General features: G+C 39.5%; 17 protein-coding genes. 5 read left to right on the top strand and 12 right to left on the bottom strand.

All coding sequences use genetic code 11. From position 1 onward, the window contains the following. Positions 1-8: 8 nt before the first annotated feature. Positions 9-608, bottom strand: a complete 600-nt coding sequence (locus tag SULBA_RS04010) for a pyridoxamine 5'-phosphate oxidase family protein (RefSeq protein ID WP_014768990.1) — start codon at positions 606-608, stop codon at positions 9-11. A 193-nt stretch (positions 609-801) separates the two neighbouring features. Here SULBA_RS04010 and SULBA_RS04005 point away from each other — a divergent pair, with 193 nt between their 5' ends. Then, positions 802-1,545 carry a ferredoxin-thioredoxin reductase catalytic domain-containing protein gene (locus SULBA_RS04005; protein ID WP_014768989.1) on the top strand — a complete coding sequence of 248 codons (744 nt, stop codon included), beginning with the start codon at positions 802-804 and terminating at the stop codon, positions 1,543-1,545. A gap of 155 nt (positions 1,546-1,700) precedes the next feature. On the opposite strand, the gene SULBA_RS04000 is transcribed toward SULBA_RS04005, so the two are convergent. Next, positions 1,701-2,267 (bottom strand): toxin-antitoxin system YwqK family antitoxin, encoded by a 567-nt coding sequence (locus SULBA_RS04000; RefSeq protein WP_014768988.1) that lies wholly within the window; start codon positions 2,265-2,267, stop codon positions 1,701-1,703. 60 nt (positions 2,268-2,327) lie between these two features. Next, positions 2,328-3,428 carry a redox-regulated ATPase YchF gene (ychF, locus tag SULBA_RS03995; RefSeq protein ID WP_014768987.1) on the bottom strand — a complete coding sequence of 367 codons (1,101 nt, stop codon included), beginning with the start codon at positions 3,426-3,428 and terminating at the stop codon, positions 2,328-2,330. Positions 3,429-3,564: 136 nt separating this feature from the next. Between ychF and SULBA_RS03990 the strand changes: the two genes are divergently transcribed. Together SULBA_RS03990 and SULBA_RS03985 are read left to right on the top strand one after the other, a co-directional pair. Next, the gene (locus SULBA_RS03990; protein WP_014768986.1) at positions 3,565-4,014 is read left to right on the top strand and encodes a hypothetical protein; all 450 of its coding nucleotides are present in this window, start codon (positions 3,565-3,567) and stop codon (positions 4,012-4,014) included. Then, positions 4,007-4,660, top strand: a complete 654-nt coding sequence (locus tag SULBA_RS03985; RefSeq protein ID WP_014768985.1) for a nucleotidyl transferase AbiEii/AbiGii toxin family protein — start codon at positions 4,007-4,009, stop codon at positions 4,658-4,660. Before SULBA_RS03990 ends, SULBA_RS03985 begins: the two co-directional genes overlap by 8 nt. Positions 4,661-4,691: 31 nt before the next feature. Here SULBA_RS03985 and SULBA_RS03980 read toward each other — a convergent pair whose 3' ends face one another. The 7 genes from SULBA_RS03980 to napA are packed head-to-tail and all read right to left on the bottom strand — an operon-like array spanning position 4,692 to position 11,298. After that, positions 4,692-5,045 carry a chaperone NapD gene (locus SULBA_RS03980; protein WP_014768984.1) on the bottom strand — a complete coding sequence of 118 codons (354 nt, stop codon included), beginning with the start codon at positions 5,043-5,045 and terminating at the stop codon, positions 4,692-4,694. Further along, positions 5,042-5,989, bottom strand: a complete 948-nt coding sequence (locus SULBA_RS03975) for a WD40 repeat domain-containing protein (RefSeq protein WP_014768983.1) — start codon at positions 5,987-5,989, stop codon at positions 5,042-5,044. The genes SULBA_RS03980 and SULBA_RS03975 overlap by 4 nt, the downstream gene beginning before the upstream one ends. Beyond that, on the bottom strand, positions 5,986-6,303 hold the full coding sequence (locus SULBA_RS03970; protein ID WP_050985272.1) for a 4Fe-4S binding protein: 318 nt from the start codon (positions 6,301-6,303) through the stop codon (positions 5,986-5,988). Before SULBA_RS03970 ends, SULBA_RS03975 begins: the two co-directional genes overlap by 4 nt. 2 nt (positions 6,304-6,305) lie before the next feature. Further along, the gene (locus SULBA_RS03965) at positions 6,306-6,830 is read right to left on the bottom strand and encodes a nitrate reductase cytochrome c-type subunit (protein ID WP_014768982.1); all 525 of its coding nucleotides are present in this window, start codon (positions 6,828-6,830) and stop codon (positions 6,306-6,308) included. Next, positions 6,820-7,659 carry a quinol dehydrogenase ferredoxin subunit NapH gene (gene napH, locus SULBA_RS03960; protein ID WP_014768981.1) on the bottom strand — a complete coding sequence of 280 codons (840 nt, stop codon included), beginning with the start codon at positions 7,657-7,659 and terminating at the stop codon, positions 6,820-6,822. The genes SULBA_RS03965 and napH overlap by 11 nt, the downstream gene beginning before the upstream one ends. Next, a complete protein-coding gene (napG, locus tag SULBA_RS03955; protein WP_014768980.1) occupies positions 7,656-8,471 on the bottom strand; it encodes a ferredoxin-type protein NapG in 816 nt (271 codons plus the stop codon). The genes napH and napG overlap by 4 nt, the downstream gene beginning before the upstream one ends. A gap of 37 nt (positions 8,472-8,508) precedes the next feature. Then, the gene (gene napA, locus SULBA_RS03950; RefSeq protein ID WP_014768979.1) at positions 8,509-11,298 is read right to left on the bottom strand and encodes a nitrate reductase catalytic subunit NapA; all 2,790 of its coding nucleotides are present in this window, start codon (positions 11,296-11,298) and stop codon (positions 8,509-8,511) included. A gap of 486 nt (positions 11,299-11,784) precedes the next feature. On the opposite strand from napA, the gene SULBA_RS03945 reads away from it, so the two are divergent. Next, a complete protein-coding gene (locus SULBA_RS03945) occupies positions 11,785-12,354 on the top strand; it encodes a hypothetical protein (RefSeq protein WP_014768978.1) in 570 nt (189 codons plus the stop codon). Next, complete coding sequence (locus SULBA_RS03940) at positions 12,308-13,510, top strand: IS256 family transposase (RefSeq protein ID WP_014768977.1); 1,203 nt, start codon at positions 12,308-12,310, stop codon at positions 13,508-13,510. Before SULBA_RS03945 ends, SULBA_RS03940 begins: the two co-directional genes overlap by 47 nt. Positions 13,511-13,787: 277 nt before the next feature. Here SULBA_RS03940 and SULBA_RS03930 read toward each other — a convergent pair whose 3' ends face one another. Both SULBA_RS03930 and SULBA_RS12920 read right to left on the bottom strand, forming a co-directional pair. After that, on the bottom strand, positions 13,788-14,990 hold the full coding sequence (locus tag SULBA_RS03930) for an IS256 family transposase (protein WP_014768976.1): 1,203 nt from the start codon (positions 14,988-14,990) through the stop codon (positions 13,788-13,790). Positions 14,991-15,331: 341 nt separating this feature from the next. Further along, entirely contained in the window at positions 15,332-15,481 is a 150-nt protein-coding gene (locus tag SULBA_RS12920) for a hypothetical protein (RefSeq protein ID WP_156790511.1), read from the bottom strand. Positions 15,482-15,535: the final 54 nt, after the last annotated feature.

Below are 15,535 nucleotides of genomic sequence, written 5' to 3'. Positions count from 1 at the left end.
ACAAATCTTTACATGTAACGCTTTATCATCTTAATGGTGAGCTCATCGAGCTTCGTTCCTCGCTCAAGAAGCTTTTCTATCAACACTTTTTTACGCTCTTCTGAGAGGTTTTGCCCTGCTTTCAGTTTGAACGAAATGGCAGATGGCATGAGTTTATACACACCAAGCGTTGAGAGCATTTTTTGATACATTGCATTTTTGGCATCAATCATATCGTAGCCACCCTCAGGTTGGAGCTTTTGCATCAGTGCATTGAGCGCTTCTGCTTTTTCATCCATGCAGGGTACCCATTCAATTTTACCCTCTAAAATAAGAGAAAGGAAAAATTGCGTAGCAGGACAGGCAGAACGTGTGTTACTAAAGTGAGAAGGGATGAGCGACAAAGGTTTAACAACGCTAAAGGAAGCGTTAGCATTGGCATGGATGAGCTCTACTTTTCGACCTTCATCCGCTCCGTGATAGTAAAGGGCTTCCTTGTGCCAGACAAAATTAAGAGGCACACCATAAGGCAGATTATCTACGCTCAAAGAGAGAATACCATACTCACACGATTGGAGTATCTCATCACGAAGCGTTTTCTCTTCACAACTAAATTCTAAACGTCGCATATTTTAACTCTCCATAAAACTGTAGTATCATGAGGGCAAAACAATACCATAAAAGTAAATTAAAAAAAAGTAACCCTTTCAATGAACCTTGTTTCTCTTTTCTTAAGGCTTTACATGTAAAGCCTTTTTTTAATTTCTCTGCAATGCAAACTTCCTATAATACGCCATAAAAAAATAATTAAAAGGAATGGCATTGATAACTAAAATAGATATGAATTCACCTGAATTTATGGCAGAATTAGAGAAAACAGAAGCATTTACCGACAAAGTGTGTGCACAATTTGGCTTTGCCTACACGCCTTTAGATGATGTTAAAGAGTCTATTCAGCAAGGATTAACCCGCAATAAACTCATTTATGGCAAACGCTACTGCCCCTGTTTTATGGTCATTGGCGCAACCAAAGAGGAACAAATCAAAGCAGGAAATCGTCTCTGCCCCTGTACCCCCGCACTCACAGAGGAGATTCCTAACGAAGGAAAATGCCACTGTACCATTTTTTGCACCCCTGAACATGCCAAAGAGCTTGCGCAAGAAGAAAATGTTGAAGAAGTCGCTCACACCCACGCACGAGGCTTAAGCCAAGAAGAGTGTGCGCTCTTAATGAAAAAAGAGCAACTCGATGGCGATGAACTCGAAGCGTTATTGGAAGCTAGGGGTCAAGGAAGTGTGAATTTTCTTCTGGTCGATACCAGAGAGTGGATGGAGTGGGTAGGAAACCGTATCAAAGGAACCGATGTGCTTATTCCAACAACAAGCTTTCACAACGCCCTCTCCCAATTGAATGGCAAAGAAGAAACACCGCTTATTTTGTACTGCTACAGTGGAAGCCGAAGTGCGTATTGCCAACGGATTTTAAAACACATGGGCTTTAAAACCGTCCTCAATCTTGAGTATGGCATTATGGCATTTTATGGAGAGTGTGAAAGCGGAGAGTAACTAGACTTCTTGCAAAACTCATTTTGCAAGAAGGAAAAGCACCAAAGGTGCGTGGGCATTCCGCCGAGGAAAACTCAGCGTTAGCGTAGCCTTTAGAGCTTTGCTTTAAAGGCGTGTTAAGAGTTCTGTAAGAACCCTAATAAAAAAGAGTGAAGCTACTTTGTCGCTTCACTCAAGGCTTCAATGCTGAGCTCTTTTTTATTGCCTTTGGCATCATAATCAAGCCCCTTGAGCACTTCGCCCTCTTTAAATTCAATGCTACGCATCAACTTTCCGCTAGGGCTGTAGAGCTTGGCAATGCCATTGGCTTTGTTTTTTGAAAAAGGGGTTTCTCCTTGCAAGGTACCTGAGGGGTAGTAGAACTTTGCAAGACCGTTGGCTTCGTCATTTTTAAAATAAATTTCCGTTTGAACCACACCCGATTCGTAATATTCTCTCTTTAAACCCTCAATTTTATCGTTTACAAAAGGGGTTTCGCTACGAAGGCGTCCTGATTCGTAAAAGGTTTTTCCCATGCCCTCTCGTAAACCATTTTTAAAAGGGGTTTGGCTTTTGACTTGTCCTGATTCGTAAAAAAATTGTCCCACACCATTGGCAGGTTTTTTGGTTTTTGACTCAAGCAATAGTCCATCTTCACGAACATCTAACTCTTCAACACTGTAATACCGCTCTGAGGCATAAAGCATGAGCGCCGAACACAAAAGGCTGAGTATCCATTTCATCACACGCACTCCAAAAAAAGTTTACATGTAAGCATTGTACATGTAAACTTCAAATATTCATTAAACGTTAAATCTAAAGTGCATTACATCGCCATCTTGAACGACGTATTCTTTGCCCTCTAAGCGCATTTTACCTGCTTCTTTTGAGCCTGCCTCACCTTTGTAAGCAATAAAATCATCATAGCCAATGACCTCTGCTCGAATAAAGCCTTTTTCAAAGTCGTTGTGAATCACAGAAGCGGCTTTTGGCGCTTTCCAACCTTTGACAATTGTCCATGCACGCACCTCTTTGATGCCTGCTGTAAAATAAGAAGCCAGTCCTAGTTTTTCAAACGCTAAGCGAATAATCTGTTTTAAGCCAGATTCTTCAATGCCAAGCTCCTTTAAAAACTCCTCCGCCTCTTCCTCTTCAAGGGCGACCATCTCTTCTTCCACTTTGGCGCACAAAACCACCACATCCGCACCGACCACTTTAGCATGCGCTTTGAGTGCTTTGACGTGTTCATTCTCTTCTAACAGTCCTGCTTCATCGACATTGGCACCGTAAATGATGGTTTTATTGGAGAGAAAACGTAGCTCTTTATCTAAAGCTTGAAAATTTTCATCGTCTTTTTTAGCAAAAGTGCTCACAGGCTTGATTTCATCTAAATGCGCACGTAGTTCTGTGGCAACTTCTGCTAGGGCTTGCGCACCCTTTTCAAGTTTAGCCTGACGTTTGAGGCGGTCTAGTTTTTTATCGAGTTGTTGCACGTCTGCAAAAATAAGCTCACTCTCGATAATTTCAATGTCACGAAGGGGATTAATGCTGTTTTCAACGTGAGTAATGTTTTCATCTTCAAAACAACGCACCATATGCAAAATGACTTCAACTTCACGGATGTTAGAGAGAAACTGATTGCCAAGACCCTCTCCTGCACTCGCACCCTTTACCAAACCTGCAATATCCACAAAATCAACCGTGGAGTGCTGAATACGCTCAGGATTGACAATTTTTGCAAGCTCGTCAAGTCTTGCATCTGGAACAGGAACAACTGCTTTATTTGGTTCAATCGTACAAAACGGATAATTCGCAGATTCTGCATTTTGCGCTTTGGTGAGCGCATTAAACGTGGTGGACTTTCCTACGTTTGGAAGCCCTACAATACCAACACCTAAACCCATAAATACCCTTTAATTTTTTAGGGGTATTGTACCGCTTATGCGCTTAATGTATCTTCTTTTATTCTTTATCCCTAAGTTTTCCTACTTGATATATAGCCTATATTCGGCTATAATTTCAAAAAAACAGGAGGCTTTTATGCAAGAAACTGAAGCCTTTAGGCTGTTAAATATCCCTAGAAGTACCCTTAAGGAGTGGAGTAAACCTCAACACGCAAAACATAAGCTGTACCTGCTGATCAAAAACACAGATACAAAACGTGCCCTTCAAGCCATAACGCAAAGCATTCCTGCTTCTCTTTTAACACGGCTCAATCGCAATATCAAAGAGGAAGAACAGTTCAAAAATGATGAAATCTTTAAACTCTTTTCTAAAAAAAGTTACGCCAAACTTACCATGAGGGAACGTGTTGCTTTTGCGAAAGTGGTACGAGAAGTAGATACCTACGAACTCCTCCAAGAGTTTTATGCTCATAAAATTACAACACAAAAAGCATTCTTGCACCTTTTTCATGGCTCACCCTTTGCAAAGCTTGATGCCTTTTCTTCATTTGAAGAGATATTAACACACGAGATAGCACATGTATGACTTTTCCAAACAAGCGCATATGTTAGGACTCACTCTTGATGCACTAAAATCCATTGGCATTGACAAAGAGGCTAGTTTGGGTGGTGGTACGGCACTGAGTGCCTATTATTGGGAGCATCGTTATTCAACGGATATTGATATATTTATCAACAATGCGAATACTTTGAATGACATACGTACCTATTTTGCATCGTTACATGTAAACTATGACATTCGATTTCCTGGGCATTATGTAGAAATCCATCTAAGCTCAACTGAAAAAATACAATTTTTTGAAACATCACCACGCACTAAAGCACCTTGTGTTTGCACAGAGTTGTGGGGATTTCAAAATATTTACATCGAAAGTGTAGAGGAAATTCTTGCTAAAAAGATACGTTTTAGAGGGGAAAAAGGCAATACCCGTGATATTTTTGATATAGCCCTAGGCATTTCTAAACACCCTTCCTTTATTGAAGAGGCTCTGAGGTGCGAAGCTTTTTCATACGACCATCTTGATGGTTTCAAAAAAGCACTCAAAAGTATTGTTTCATCAAAAGACTTGATGCAAATCTATGAAATGGAAATAGCCTTTATCAACCCTGCACCACTGTATCAAAATCTAGCATTCACTGCACCTAAAATGCTACTGGAAAAATTATCTTAAACAATCAAATGTTATTTCAGTCCTTATGCGCTTAATGTATCTTCTTTTTAAGGTCGCCTCGGTAGACAATATCTTCAATTTTGACGTTTTCATCATTCAAAACAGAAGGCACAGCATCGGCATTTTGGAGCTTTTCTCTCTCTAAGTCTAGTTCATCTTCACTGTATGCCATCATCATCGTGGCACTAATGACATGCGGTGTGGCTTCGATTTTTTTGAGTTTTTTCATCTCTTCATCGATGTTTTCACCCTCAATGGTGAGTACAATTTTTCCTGTATTTTCATCGCTAAAATGATAATCACAAAAGTCACTGGCATCAAAAAGTTCAATCAAGGCTTTTACATGTAAAGGTTTTGCTTGTACAACAATGCTGGATATATTCATGGGAGTCTCCAAATCATAATAAATTTATCATCGCTAGAACTGACTAGCTCTTTTTCTGAGGCAAAAAGAATGGTATTTAACGTACTTTTCTGCCCTTTTAGAGTGTGCGTTTTGCTTTTAGTCGCAAGGTTAAAAAGAACAATGTCATTTTCCTGATTAAACGCAAACGCTGCATACGTAAGAGAAGGAGAAATAGCTCCTGCATAAATTAAAAAGGGGGCATCAAAACGTATATGAGAAGCATCACTTAAGGTGTAAATCACCCCTCGTCTATCTTGTCCCGCACACAAAATTTTCTCTTGTTTAAAGTCTACCTTATAGACATTATCAACATTTGCGCCTTTAAGTACCTTAATCATTTTACCGCTATTAACATCATTAATGGTAATTTCACCCGATTCACCCGAACTCGCCACCATACTTCGACTCTCATTGAGTGCAAAATCACTAAAATGAGAAGGGTTGAGTTGCGTTTGATACAAAGCTTTATTTTTTGCACTATCCCATAAGATGAGCTCATTACTCAAAAGTGCCACTAAAATGCGATTTTTATCGACAAATTTTGCTTTGGCAATCATCATATTTGCCTTAGAATCAATCAACACTCGAGGCTTACCCTCTTCAACGACGTAAAGCTCTCTTGCGCCACTGCTCGCTTGTACTACTGCCAAATAGTGGTTTTCAAATTTATCGACTGAGAAAATCTTAGGAGCAACCTCATCGCCTGTAAAATCTTTTATTTTGGGAAAAAGAATTCTGTTTTGAAGCGAAGCATTTTTAAGGTGATACACATCAATACTCCCTGCACTCGTCCCTGCTAAAAGTTCATCCCCTTTAATCTCAATCTGGTAGACAATACCACTGGCTTCTATGGTGTAAAAGGGTGCAAGTTCTGCTCCAAAAAGGGCTCCTATAAAAAGAAAGAAAGCACCAAAATACTTCATGACTCCTCCTTTTGATACAAGTGTATTGCATTACTAGGACACAGCTTTGTGCACCTATCGCATCCATTGCACAGTGCCTCATTGATGTGTGGACGAAACAGCCCTAAAAACGAAATAGCTCTTACATCACATGCATCCAAACAACTCTGACACATATTATGGTGCCATGCCATACAGGCTAATATATCAATTTTAGCTTTTACATGTAAGCCCTCTGAATCCTTACATGTAAAAGAAGATGTTGCACGATGTTTTTCTGCGTCCTTCTTACCAAAAAGAGAGGTAAAGACCTCTCTTCTGCCACGCTCTTGCATGACTACTTCACGCCCTCATTAAGGGTATCAAGAAGGTTTGAGCGTGCCACACCCTCTTTGGAACGATACTCTGGTTCAAACTCATTTTTGACCAAAGGCTGATTGTTCGATTGCGGTGCATGGCATGCATTACAGTTATAACGAGCTTGACTCATCTCTGTTAAAACTTTTTGTGTACGCATATCAAAGAAATGCGATTTTGGAATCGGTGTAGCATTCACTGCTTCTGCCACTTCTGGAAGGTGACACCCTGTACACGCATTACTCTCTTTTGTCATATCCAACATACCCTCAACATCATGAGGAATCATTGGAGGAGCATTTTCAAAAGAGCGCTCAAATACTTTAGACTCACCTGCAGCGACACTTGAGTAGGCTGTTGATTCAGCTACTACTGTTTTTTCACTGTATAGGTCCACCTTTCTAAGCCCTAACTCTTCCTCTTTATACGATTGTGACACGGCACATCCTGAGGCAACTAAAATACCTAATAAAGAGGCTAATATTAATGTTTTTCTACTCATCATTCTTTTCTCCTACATTTGTGTTAATGTAATTTCTTACACCAAAAAAGAGCGCATGACTCTCACACACCTCAACACATCTGCCACAATTGGTACACTCTCCTGAGACAATCGTTCCACTGCTTTTTGAAACAATGCCCAATACATGCTTCTCAGGACATACTTCTTTACATTTCATACATGAAGTACATACGGTATGGTCGTGTTTAACACGTACCAAACTCAAGCGCCCAACCAGAGAGTAAAAGCCTCCCAAAGGACAGATATGCCCGCACCAGCCATGCTTTATGGCAAACAGATCAAATAAAAAGATACAAAGTAACGCTGCGCCACCCATGCCCATACCAAAAATAATACCACGATGAAGCATTCCTATGGGACTTACCAGCTCAAAAGCACTCACACCCATCACAAATGAGAGTATCAAGCTCAAGGCTAAGACATAGTAACGCACATTGCGACTGAGCCAAATTTTTCGTTCAACACTTTTATCGAGTAAGAAAAATTTTCGTGTCCAATTCGCAGCATCAGTAATAATATTCATAGGACAAACCCATGAGCAAAACGCACGTCCGCCAACAACCATATAAAAAAGCAAAATCACTAAAGCGCCTAAAAGAACATCAATGCCGACCAGCGCACCTGCTGCGAACATTTGAAGAATCGCAAACGGATCAGCCAAAGGCAGTGTTCCCATCACCAAAGAAGAGCTTAGATTTCCACTTAAGAACATAAAGCCATAAGCATTCGCTGCCACATAAAGGCTCAAAATGCTTAGTTGCACCACACGTCTTGCAAGCGTAAACCGATGCGTTCGAATCCATGTTTTCATTTGAACACCTCCTCGTCCGCATTGAGATAATCTTGAGCGCTTTTTTCACTGCGCTTTGTGCGTGTTGTTACATCTGAACTTTGTGTCTCTAAGCGTTTTTCATCTGAGGTATCCCAACCTTTAATGTAATGCCCTCCAATAGCCCCCTTAGCAATCTCTAAAGGCAACACATGAATCGCCGCTTTTTCTGTGACACAGGCATGTTCACAAAGACCACATCCTGTACACATGGTGCTGTTGACGATAGGAACCAAATACGCATGTTTTCCCGTACGCTCATTACGGCGATACTCTAAAACAATTGCACTATCCATCACAGGACAGGCTCTATAACACGCATCGCATTGAATTCCCCAAAAAGCAATACACGATTCAACATCCACCACAGCTAACCCCATACGAGCTTTGGTAATATCAAGCTCATTCACCCCTTCTATAACACGAGAAACACGACTCTTTTCAAGTGCTCCTGTGGGACACACAGGCACACAAGGAATATCCGTACACATATAACACGGAATGTTTCTGGGTGTAAAAAATGGCGTTCCTAAAGGTTTATTATCACCAGGTTTGGCAAGGCTAAGCGTATCGTAAGGACACGCTTCCACACATTGCCCACACTTAATACATAAACGTAAAAAATCCATCTCACCAACAGCTGCTGGTGGGCGAAGAATCAGTGGGGTTGCTTTTGCTTCAGCGATATACCCACTCCATACCATACCCCCCAGTGCAGAAAATCCAACGCTTTGTGCCATTAGTGTCAAGAACTTTCGTCTGGCTGTGATGTGTTGTGTTTCATGATTGCTCACAAACGCTCCTTTATATCACGCATTAATAACGTATCTATTAGGCTTTATAGAGCTTAACAGCACATTTTTTATAATCGGTCTGTTTTGAAATCGGGCACGTTGCATCAAGGCAGACTTTATTAATCATAACCTTCTCATCAAACCATGGAACAAACACCAATCCACGAGGCGTTCTATTACGTCCTCTGGTTTCAACACGGGCTTTACATGAACCTCGACGACTCTCTAACCAAATCATATCGCCTTGTTTAAACCCTTTTGCTTTTGCATCTTCTGGGTGCATGTAGCAAAGCGCTTCAGGAACGGCACGGTAAAGTTCAGGTACCCTCATGGTCATCGTACCACTATGCCAGTGCTCTAACACACGTCCTGTACATAGCCATGTATCGTACTCACGATCTGGCATTTCACATGGATCCATGTACGGTCTAAAGAAGATTTTTGCTTTATTTTTAAGTGAATAAGTCTCTTCTGTGGTTGGTTTTACTAAGTTACCTTTTTTAAGGGCTTTTGCAAAATCACCATAGAAAGCAAAATCACCATTGCCTGCTTTTGCAGCATACGGGTCGTATTTTGCATTAAAACGCCATTGGGTCTCTTTACCATCCACAACAGGCCATTTTAAACCTCTTACTTTATGATACGTATCAAAGTCTGCAAGGTCATGTCCATGTCCTAATCCAAACTGACGGTACTCTTCCCAAATCGATTTTTGAATAAAGAAGCCATAACCCGTCCACTCTTTGCCATCACTGCCCATGACTTTTCGAGCATCACCAAAGACTTCACTGTTATCGAACCCTTTACCAATGGCATCATCTGCTTTAAATTGTTTTGCAAATGGTGTGGCAAAAAGAACATCATACATGGTGTCAGTCTCTTTGTAGCCCATTGCTTTTGCCGCTTCAATGACGTTTGGTAACTTGCCACCTTTAATCGGTTGCTCACCCCACACGTCTTTAATCGTAAAGCGTTTTGAAAGTTCAACCCACTGCCATGTATCGCTCATCGCATCGCCAACAGGTAAGACTTGCTGTCTCCAGTGTTGTGTTCTTCGCTCGGCATTACCGTAAGAGCCCCATTTTTCATAAATCATTGCTGAGGGAAGAATAAGGTCAGATACTTTGGCAGAAATCCCAGGATACGCATCGGAACAAACAATAAAGTTATCGAGCTCTCGTGCTGCTTTAATCCAGTGATTGGCATTGGCAGTATCTTGGTAAGGATTACAGACGTTTACCCATGCAAATTTGATTTTTCCACTCTCAATTTGACGGTGAATGTTCATAATGTGTTGGTAACCCATTGGGTTGAGTGTGCCAGCAGGTAGCTTCCAAATTTTTTCACTCACTTCTCTATGTTTGGGAATGGAAACATCCATATCTGCGGGGAGTCGGTGTGTAAAGGTACCTACTTCACGTGCAGTTCCACATGCACTTGGCTGTCCTGTAAGAGAAAACGCTCCATCACCTGGTTTGGCTTGTTTGCCTAAAAGGAAGTGAACCATGTAGGACTGCTCATTAACCCATGTGCCTCTTTGGTGCTGGTTAAAGCCCATTGTCCAGAAACTAACGACTTTTCTATTTTTTTCAATATAAAGATTGGCAAGTTCTTGAAGTTTAACTTTGAAATCTTCTAGTTTTTCATCGGGATTACCTTTAGAAATCTTTGCGACATACTCCAGCGTATAAGGCTCTAAAGCTTTTTTGAAATCTTCAAAGCTAATTTCCCAATGTGCACCAGCTGCATCTGCTTTGTCCATTTTCATAACATCGCCTGCTTTGACACCTAAGTGTGCAAGACCTGGAGCTTCTTTTTCAGAAATGACTTTGGCATCTTCTTTTTTAATGACTTCAAGTTCTTTTGCAGAATAGCCTAATTTTTTAGCCTCAGCCTCGGTTCGCATACCATAACCAATGTTCGCAAAACCTGTTGTAAAAATGGTATTTTTCTTAACAAAATCCCAATCAATCGCTTCTGGATGATTGTAGACAATCTCACGAGCGATATAGTTCCAAATTGCCAAATCGGTACTTGGAGAGAAGATGATTTCAAGGTCCGCAAGGTCAGAACAGCGGTGGGTATAGGTTGAGAGGTTAACGATTTTGACACGATCAGGTGAGGTAAGTTTTCTATCACTCACACGTGACCATAAAATCGGGTGCATCTCTGCCATATTAGCGCCCCATGTAATGATAGTATCGGTAATTTCAATATCATCATAACACCCTGCTGGCTCATCAATACCAAAGGTTTGCATAAAGCCTGCAACCGCTGAAGCCATACAGTGACGTGCATTAGGATCAATTCCGTTGGCACGAAAACCAGCCTTCATCATCTTAGCAGCCGCATACCCTTCTTGAATGGTGTACTGACCTGAACCAAACACACCAATCGCCTCTGGCCCACCCACTTTAAGTGCTGCTTTGATGTGTTTTTCCATCTCATCAAACGCACGCTTCCATGAAACAGGTTTAAACTGACCTTTTTTGTCAAACTCACCTTTATCGTTCATACGAAGAAGGGGTTGTTTTAATCTGTCCGCACCGTACATAATTTTGGCGTTAAAATAGCCTTTGATACAGTTAAGTCCACGATTGACGGGAGCGGCTGGATCACCTTTGACAGCGACAATTTTACCCTCTTTGGTCGCCACCATAATACCACAACCGGTACCACAGAAACGGCACACAGATTTGTCCCATCGCCAATTAGCTTCCGCTTGCTCACCAGCAGCCTTAAGCTCAGCGGGTACACCAATACCCACCGCAGCCGCAGCACTAGCAGCGGCAGTTGTTTTTAGAAAGTCTCTTCTTGAAAGCGACATATCGATACCTCCTGATTTGAGTTACGAGGAGATTCTATCACTTAGCAAAAATCCAATCTATGACTTAAGTCAATAATTTAGTTTAGAAATTTTAATTTTTTAAGGATTTTTAGGTTACATGTAAAAGAGAGATGTAACGTTATGTGCAAGAATTCTATGGGGTTGTGGCAGATAAAAAAGTAGCCTTTCACTTTCTATATTTTCATTATAAACGCCTAAACATTAAACGACACAATGACCATTTAACACTTTTTTCTTCCGATTAAACGACACTATGTTCAAATAACGCCAAATATATTTTTAAATGTACATTGATATTAGAAAAATTTTAGTGCTTTTGACTATAAAACGGTGAAAAAAATCGCATTTTAAAGCATTTTAATTCAATAAACGAACATTTTTTATGTTCGTTTATCTAAGAATAACAGACTGATTGATATATAATGTTCGTTGAATAAATAGTTAAGTTTTATCTTAAGAGGAAACATGGAAAAAGAATATAGAAATAATGTGTCAGTAAAACCTGTTCTAATGTATCGAGAGGATATATTAGAATTGTGTGCACTAATTGAAATTCAGTCCAACGAAGAAAAAAATATAGAAATCGAATATAAAAACAATGAAGAAAGTATAAAAATAACTGATATTGAATCATTAAATTTGATTTCGGATATTCCTCCTACAGACTATATGAGCCTTAAAATTCTCGTATGGAAGGAACGGAATATTGTATCAGGTTTATCAGTAAGCTTTAACCACAATAATATAAGTTACCAATTACACTCAAAAAATGAGACATGGTTCTTAGGAACCAACTCAAAGTTAAGAAAATTCTTTAAAGCCAAAAGACCTTGGTATTCACCAATTCAAAGGTTTTCACTTTTTTTATCTCCTATTGCAGTAATTACTAGCTTTCAACATTCAATAGACTTGATAAAAAGTGATAAAAGGGGAGCGTTAGAAATTCTGTGTCAATCAGGTAGTATTTCAAAGACACAAGGATTGAACGATGGAATTTCAGATAGACACAGAGGCAATATTACAACAGATTCGTGAGGGTAAAGCCCTTGGTGGGAAAGATGGAGCACTGGCTCCATTGATTAAACAACTGACAGAAGCAGCGCTTCAAGCAGAGATAGAATCCCATCTCACACAGGATTTAGTAAAAAACCGTAAAAATGGCAGTAGCTCTAAAACAATGAAGAGTGAAGTAGGCAGTTTTGAACTGGATGTCCCACGAGATAGAGCAGGCACATTCGAGCCTCAAATTGTAAAGAAAAATCAGACCCATATGTCAGATCAAATAGAACAAAAGATACTCTCACTCTATGCCCTTGGCAACAGTTATAGCCAAATAGCAGATCATATAGAAGAGATTTATGGAGTGGGCTTCTCTAAAGCCACGATAAGTGCAGTAACCGATAAAATCCTACCCATGCTACAAGAATGGCGAGTTCGTCCCTTGGAAGAGCTCTATCCCTTTATATTTTTAGATGCCATTCACTATAAAGTCAAAGATGAAGGACGTTATATCTCTAAAGCCTTTTATACCGTACTAGGTGTTAGAACCGATGGTAAAAAAGAGATACTCGGTCTTTATTTAGGTGAAAGTGAAGGAGCAAAGTTCTGGTTACAAGTGCTCACAGATCTGCAAAACCGTGGAGTGAAAGATATATTGATTGCCTCAGTCGATGGACTTAAAGGATTTCCTGAAGCCATCACTTCAGTATTTCCCAATACAGAAGTTCAGCTGTGTATCGTCCATCAAATACGCAATTCCCTCAGGTTTATAGGCTCAATCAATCAAAAGCAATTTGCTAGTGAACTTAAAGCAGTCTATCAAGCATTTTCCAAAGAAGAAGCTGAAAATGAACTGGATAAACTGGAAGAAAAATGGGGTAAAAAATACCCTATTGTTTTTCAATCTTGGCGTAACAAATGGGAGAATCTCTCAGTGTACTTTCAGTATCCAGAAGATATTAGACGTGTTATTTATACCACCAATATTATTGAATCCGTTCATCGCCAATTTAGAACCCTCACAAAGACTAAAGGGGCTTTTCCAAATGATGATAGCTTACTCAAATTATTGTTTATGGGAATCAAAAATGCAGAAAAAAAATGGACAATGCCTATACGAAATTGGAGTCTAACCCTCTCACAACTCTCAATTTATTTTGAGGGCAGACTCAACAAGGCTTTAAATTTATGATACAATTTTAGGAGCTACTTGGTGCTGACACAGATTTTTGAACACTCCCGATAAAAGTATTGAAGGTATATTTTGGTTTGCTATGACTGTAACTCTTGTAGTTATATCAATCTTGATTTTTTTCCAAAAAATATTTCCATATGTCTGGATTAGTTTGTCTGGTAAAAATGATAGAACATTTTCATATGAAAAATGGACTTTTATTATTTCAGTAATAGCACTCGTTGTGGGAGTGTTCAAAAATCTGTGTCAGCACCAAGTAGTTCCTAAAATTGTATCATAAATTTAAAGCCTTGTTGAGTCTACCCTCGAAATAAATTGAGAGTTGTGAGAGGGTTAGACTCCAATTTCGTATAGGCATTGTCCATTTTTTTTCTGCATTTTTAATACCCATAAAAAGAAGTTTGAGTAAGCTATCATCATTTGGAAAAGCCCCTTTAGTCTTTGTCAATGTTCTAAACTGGCGATGAACGGATTCAATAATATTGGTGGTATAAATAACACGTCTAATATCTTCAGGGTACTGAAAATACAGTGAGAGGTTATCCCATTTGTTGCGCCATGATTGAAAAACAATAGGGTATTTTTTACCCCATTTTTCTTCCAGTTTATCCAGTTCATTTTCAGCTTCTTCTTTGGAAAATGCTTGATAGACTGCTTTAAGTTCACTAGCAAATTGCTTTTGATTGATTGAGCCTATAAACCTGAGGGAATTGCGTATTTGATGGACGATACACAGCTGAACTTCTGTATTGGGAAATACTGAGTTAATCGCTTCAGGAAATCCTTTAAGTCCATCGACTGAGGCAATCAATATATCTTTCACTCCACGGTTTTGCAGATCTGTGAGCACTTGTAACCAGAACTTTGCTCCTTCACTTTCACCTAAATAAAGACCTAATATCTCTTTTTTACCATCGGTTTTAACACCAAGCACGGTATAAAATGCTTTGGAAATATATTTGCCTTCATCTTTCACTTTATAGTGAATGGCATCTAAGAATATAAAGGGATACAGCTCTTCCAAGGGGCGAACGCGCCACTCTTGTAACATGGGTAGGATTTTATCGGTTACGGCGCTTATGGTGGCTTTAGAGAAGCCTACACCGTATATTTCTTCAATAAGGTCAACTATTTGGCTATAACTGTTGCCAAGGGCATAGAGTGAGAGTATCTTTTGCTCTATTTGATCCGACATATGGGTTTGATTTTTCTTCACGATTTGAGGCTCGAATCTACCAGTTCGATCTCTTGGAACATCGAGTTCGAAGTTACCTACTTCACTCTTCATTGTTTTAGAGCTAAATCCATTTTTACGATTCTTTTGCAAATCTTGGGTAAGGTGCGATTCTATCTCTGCTTGAAGTGCTGCTTCTGTTAGTTGTTTAATAAGAGGAGCCAGTGCTCCATCTTTCCCTCCAAGGGCTTTGCCCTCACGTATGTGCTGTAATATTGCCTCTGTGTCTATCTGAAATTCCATCGTTCAATCCTTGTGTATTTGAAATACTACCTGATTGACACAGAATTTCTAACGCTCCCCTCGTTGTGGCAATTGTAAGCGGTTTAGTTCTGCCAATATTTAAAACCTAACAAAACCTTGGAATTAATGGGGATGGTTTCCACCTTTCACCTCCCTTAAATCTTAAGAATTTTTTCATTTCAAGCTACCTTTTTTTATCTAGCTTTATGAACCTATTCATCTCAAATTTAGAAATTTAGGGGGGCAGAGCTAAACTTTTAACTTTTAACTTTTAACTTTTAACTTTTAACTTTTAACTTTTAACTTTTAACTTTTAACTTTTAACTTTTAACTTTTAACTTTTAGCCATTCGCCATTCGCCCTTTTAACCCTTGTACAATAATCATTTCAATATACGACTGACACCGAATATCTAGCTTATTGGCTTCTACTTTAACCTCTTCTTTCCCATCGACAAAGATACGCAGAGAGCTTGTTTTATCATAAAACAAAAATGAACGCCAAAGTATTACTTAAATTTAATAAATAATAAACATTAATTTATA

Origin of the sequence: Sulfurospirillum barnesii SES-3 (assembly GCF_000265295.1) — a bacterium.
GTDB lineage: Bacteria > Campylobacterota > Campylobacteria > Campylobacterales > Sulfurospirillaceae > Sulfurospirillum > Sulfurospirillum barnesii.
Note: the sequence above shows the minus strand (reverse complement) of the source record. Positions and strands in the feature narration are given on the sequence as shown.

Bases quoted from the DNA above. Each gene is read 5' to 3' on its own strand.
- SULBA_RS04010 (WP_014768990.1), bottom strand. From the start codon at position 608: ATGCGACGTTTAGAATTTAGTTGTGAAGAGAAAACGCTTCGTGATGAG.
- SULBA_RS04000 (WP_014768988.1), bottom strand. From the start codon at position 2,267: ATGAAATGGATACTCAGCCTTTTGTGTTCGGCGCTCATGCTTTATGCC.
- ychF (WP_014768987.1), bottom strand. From the start codon at position 3,428: ATGGGTTTAGGTGTTGGTATTGTAGGGCTTCCAAACGTAGGAAAGTCC.
- SULBA_RS03990 (WP_014768986.1), top strand. From the start codon at position 3,565: ATGCAAGAAACTGAAGCCTTTAGGCTGTTAAATATCCCTAGAAGTACC.
- SULBA_RS03985 (WP_014768985.1), top strand. From the start codon at position 4,007: ATGTATGACTTTTCCAAACAAGCGCATATGTTAGGACTCACTCTTGAT.
- SULBA_RS03980 (WP_014768984.1), bottom strand. From the start codon at position 5,045: ATGAATATATCCAGCATTGTTGTACAAGCAAAACCTTTACATGTAAAA.
- SULBA_RS03975 (WP_014768983.1), bottom strand. From the start codon at position 5,989: ATGAAGTATTTTGGTGCTTTCTTTCTTTTTATAGGAGCCCTTTTTGGA.
- SULBA_RS03970 (WP_050985272.1), bottom strand. From the start codon at position 6,303: ATGCAAGAGCGTGGCAGAAGAGAGGTCTTTACCTCTCTTTTTGGTAAG.
- SULBA_RS03965 (WP_014768982.1), bottom strand. From the start codon at position 6,830: ATGATGAGTAGAAAAACATTAATATTAGCCTCTTTATTAGGTATTTTA.
- napH (WP_014768981.1), bottom strand. From the start codon at position 7,659: ATGAAAACATGGATTCGAACGCATCGGTTTACGCTTGCAAGACGTGTG.
- napA (WP_014768979.1), bottom strand. From the start codon at position 11,298: ATGTCGCTTTCAAGAAGAGACTTTCTAAAAACAACTGCCGCTGCTAGT.
- SULBA_RS03945 (WP_014768978.1), top strand. From the start codon at position 11,785: ATGGAAAAAGAATATAGAAATAATGTGTCAGTAAAACCTGTTCTAATG.
- SULBA_RS03940 (WP_014768977.1), top strand. From the start codon at position 12,308: ATGGAATTTCAGATAGACACAGAGGCAATATTACAACAGATTCGTGAG.
- SULBA_RS03930 (WP_014768976.1), bottom strand. From the start codon at position 14,990: ATGGAATTTCAGATAGACACAGAGGCAATATTACAGCACATACGTGAG.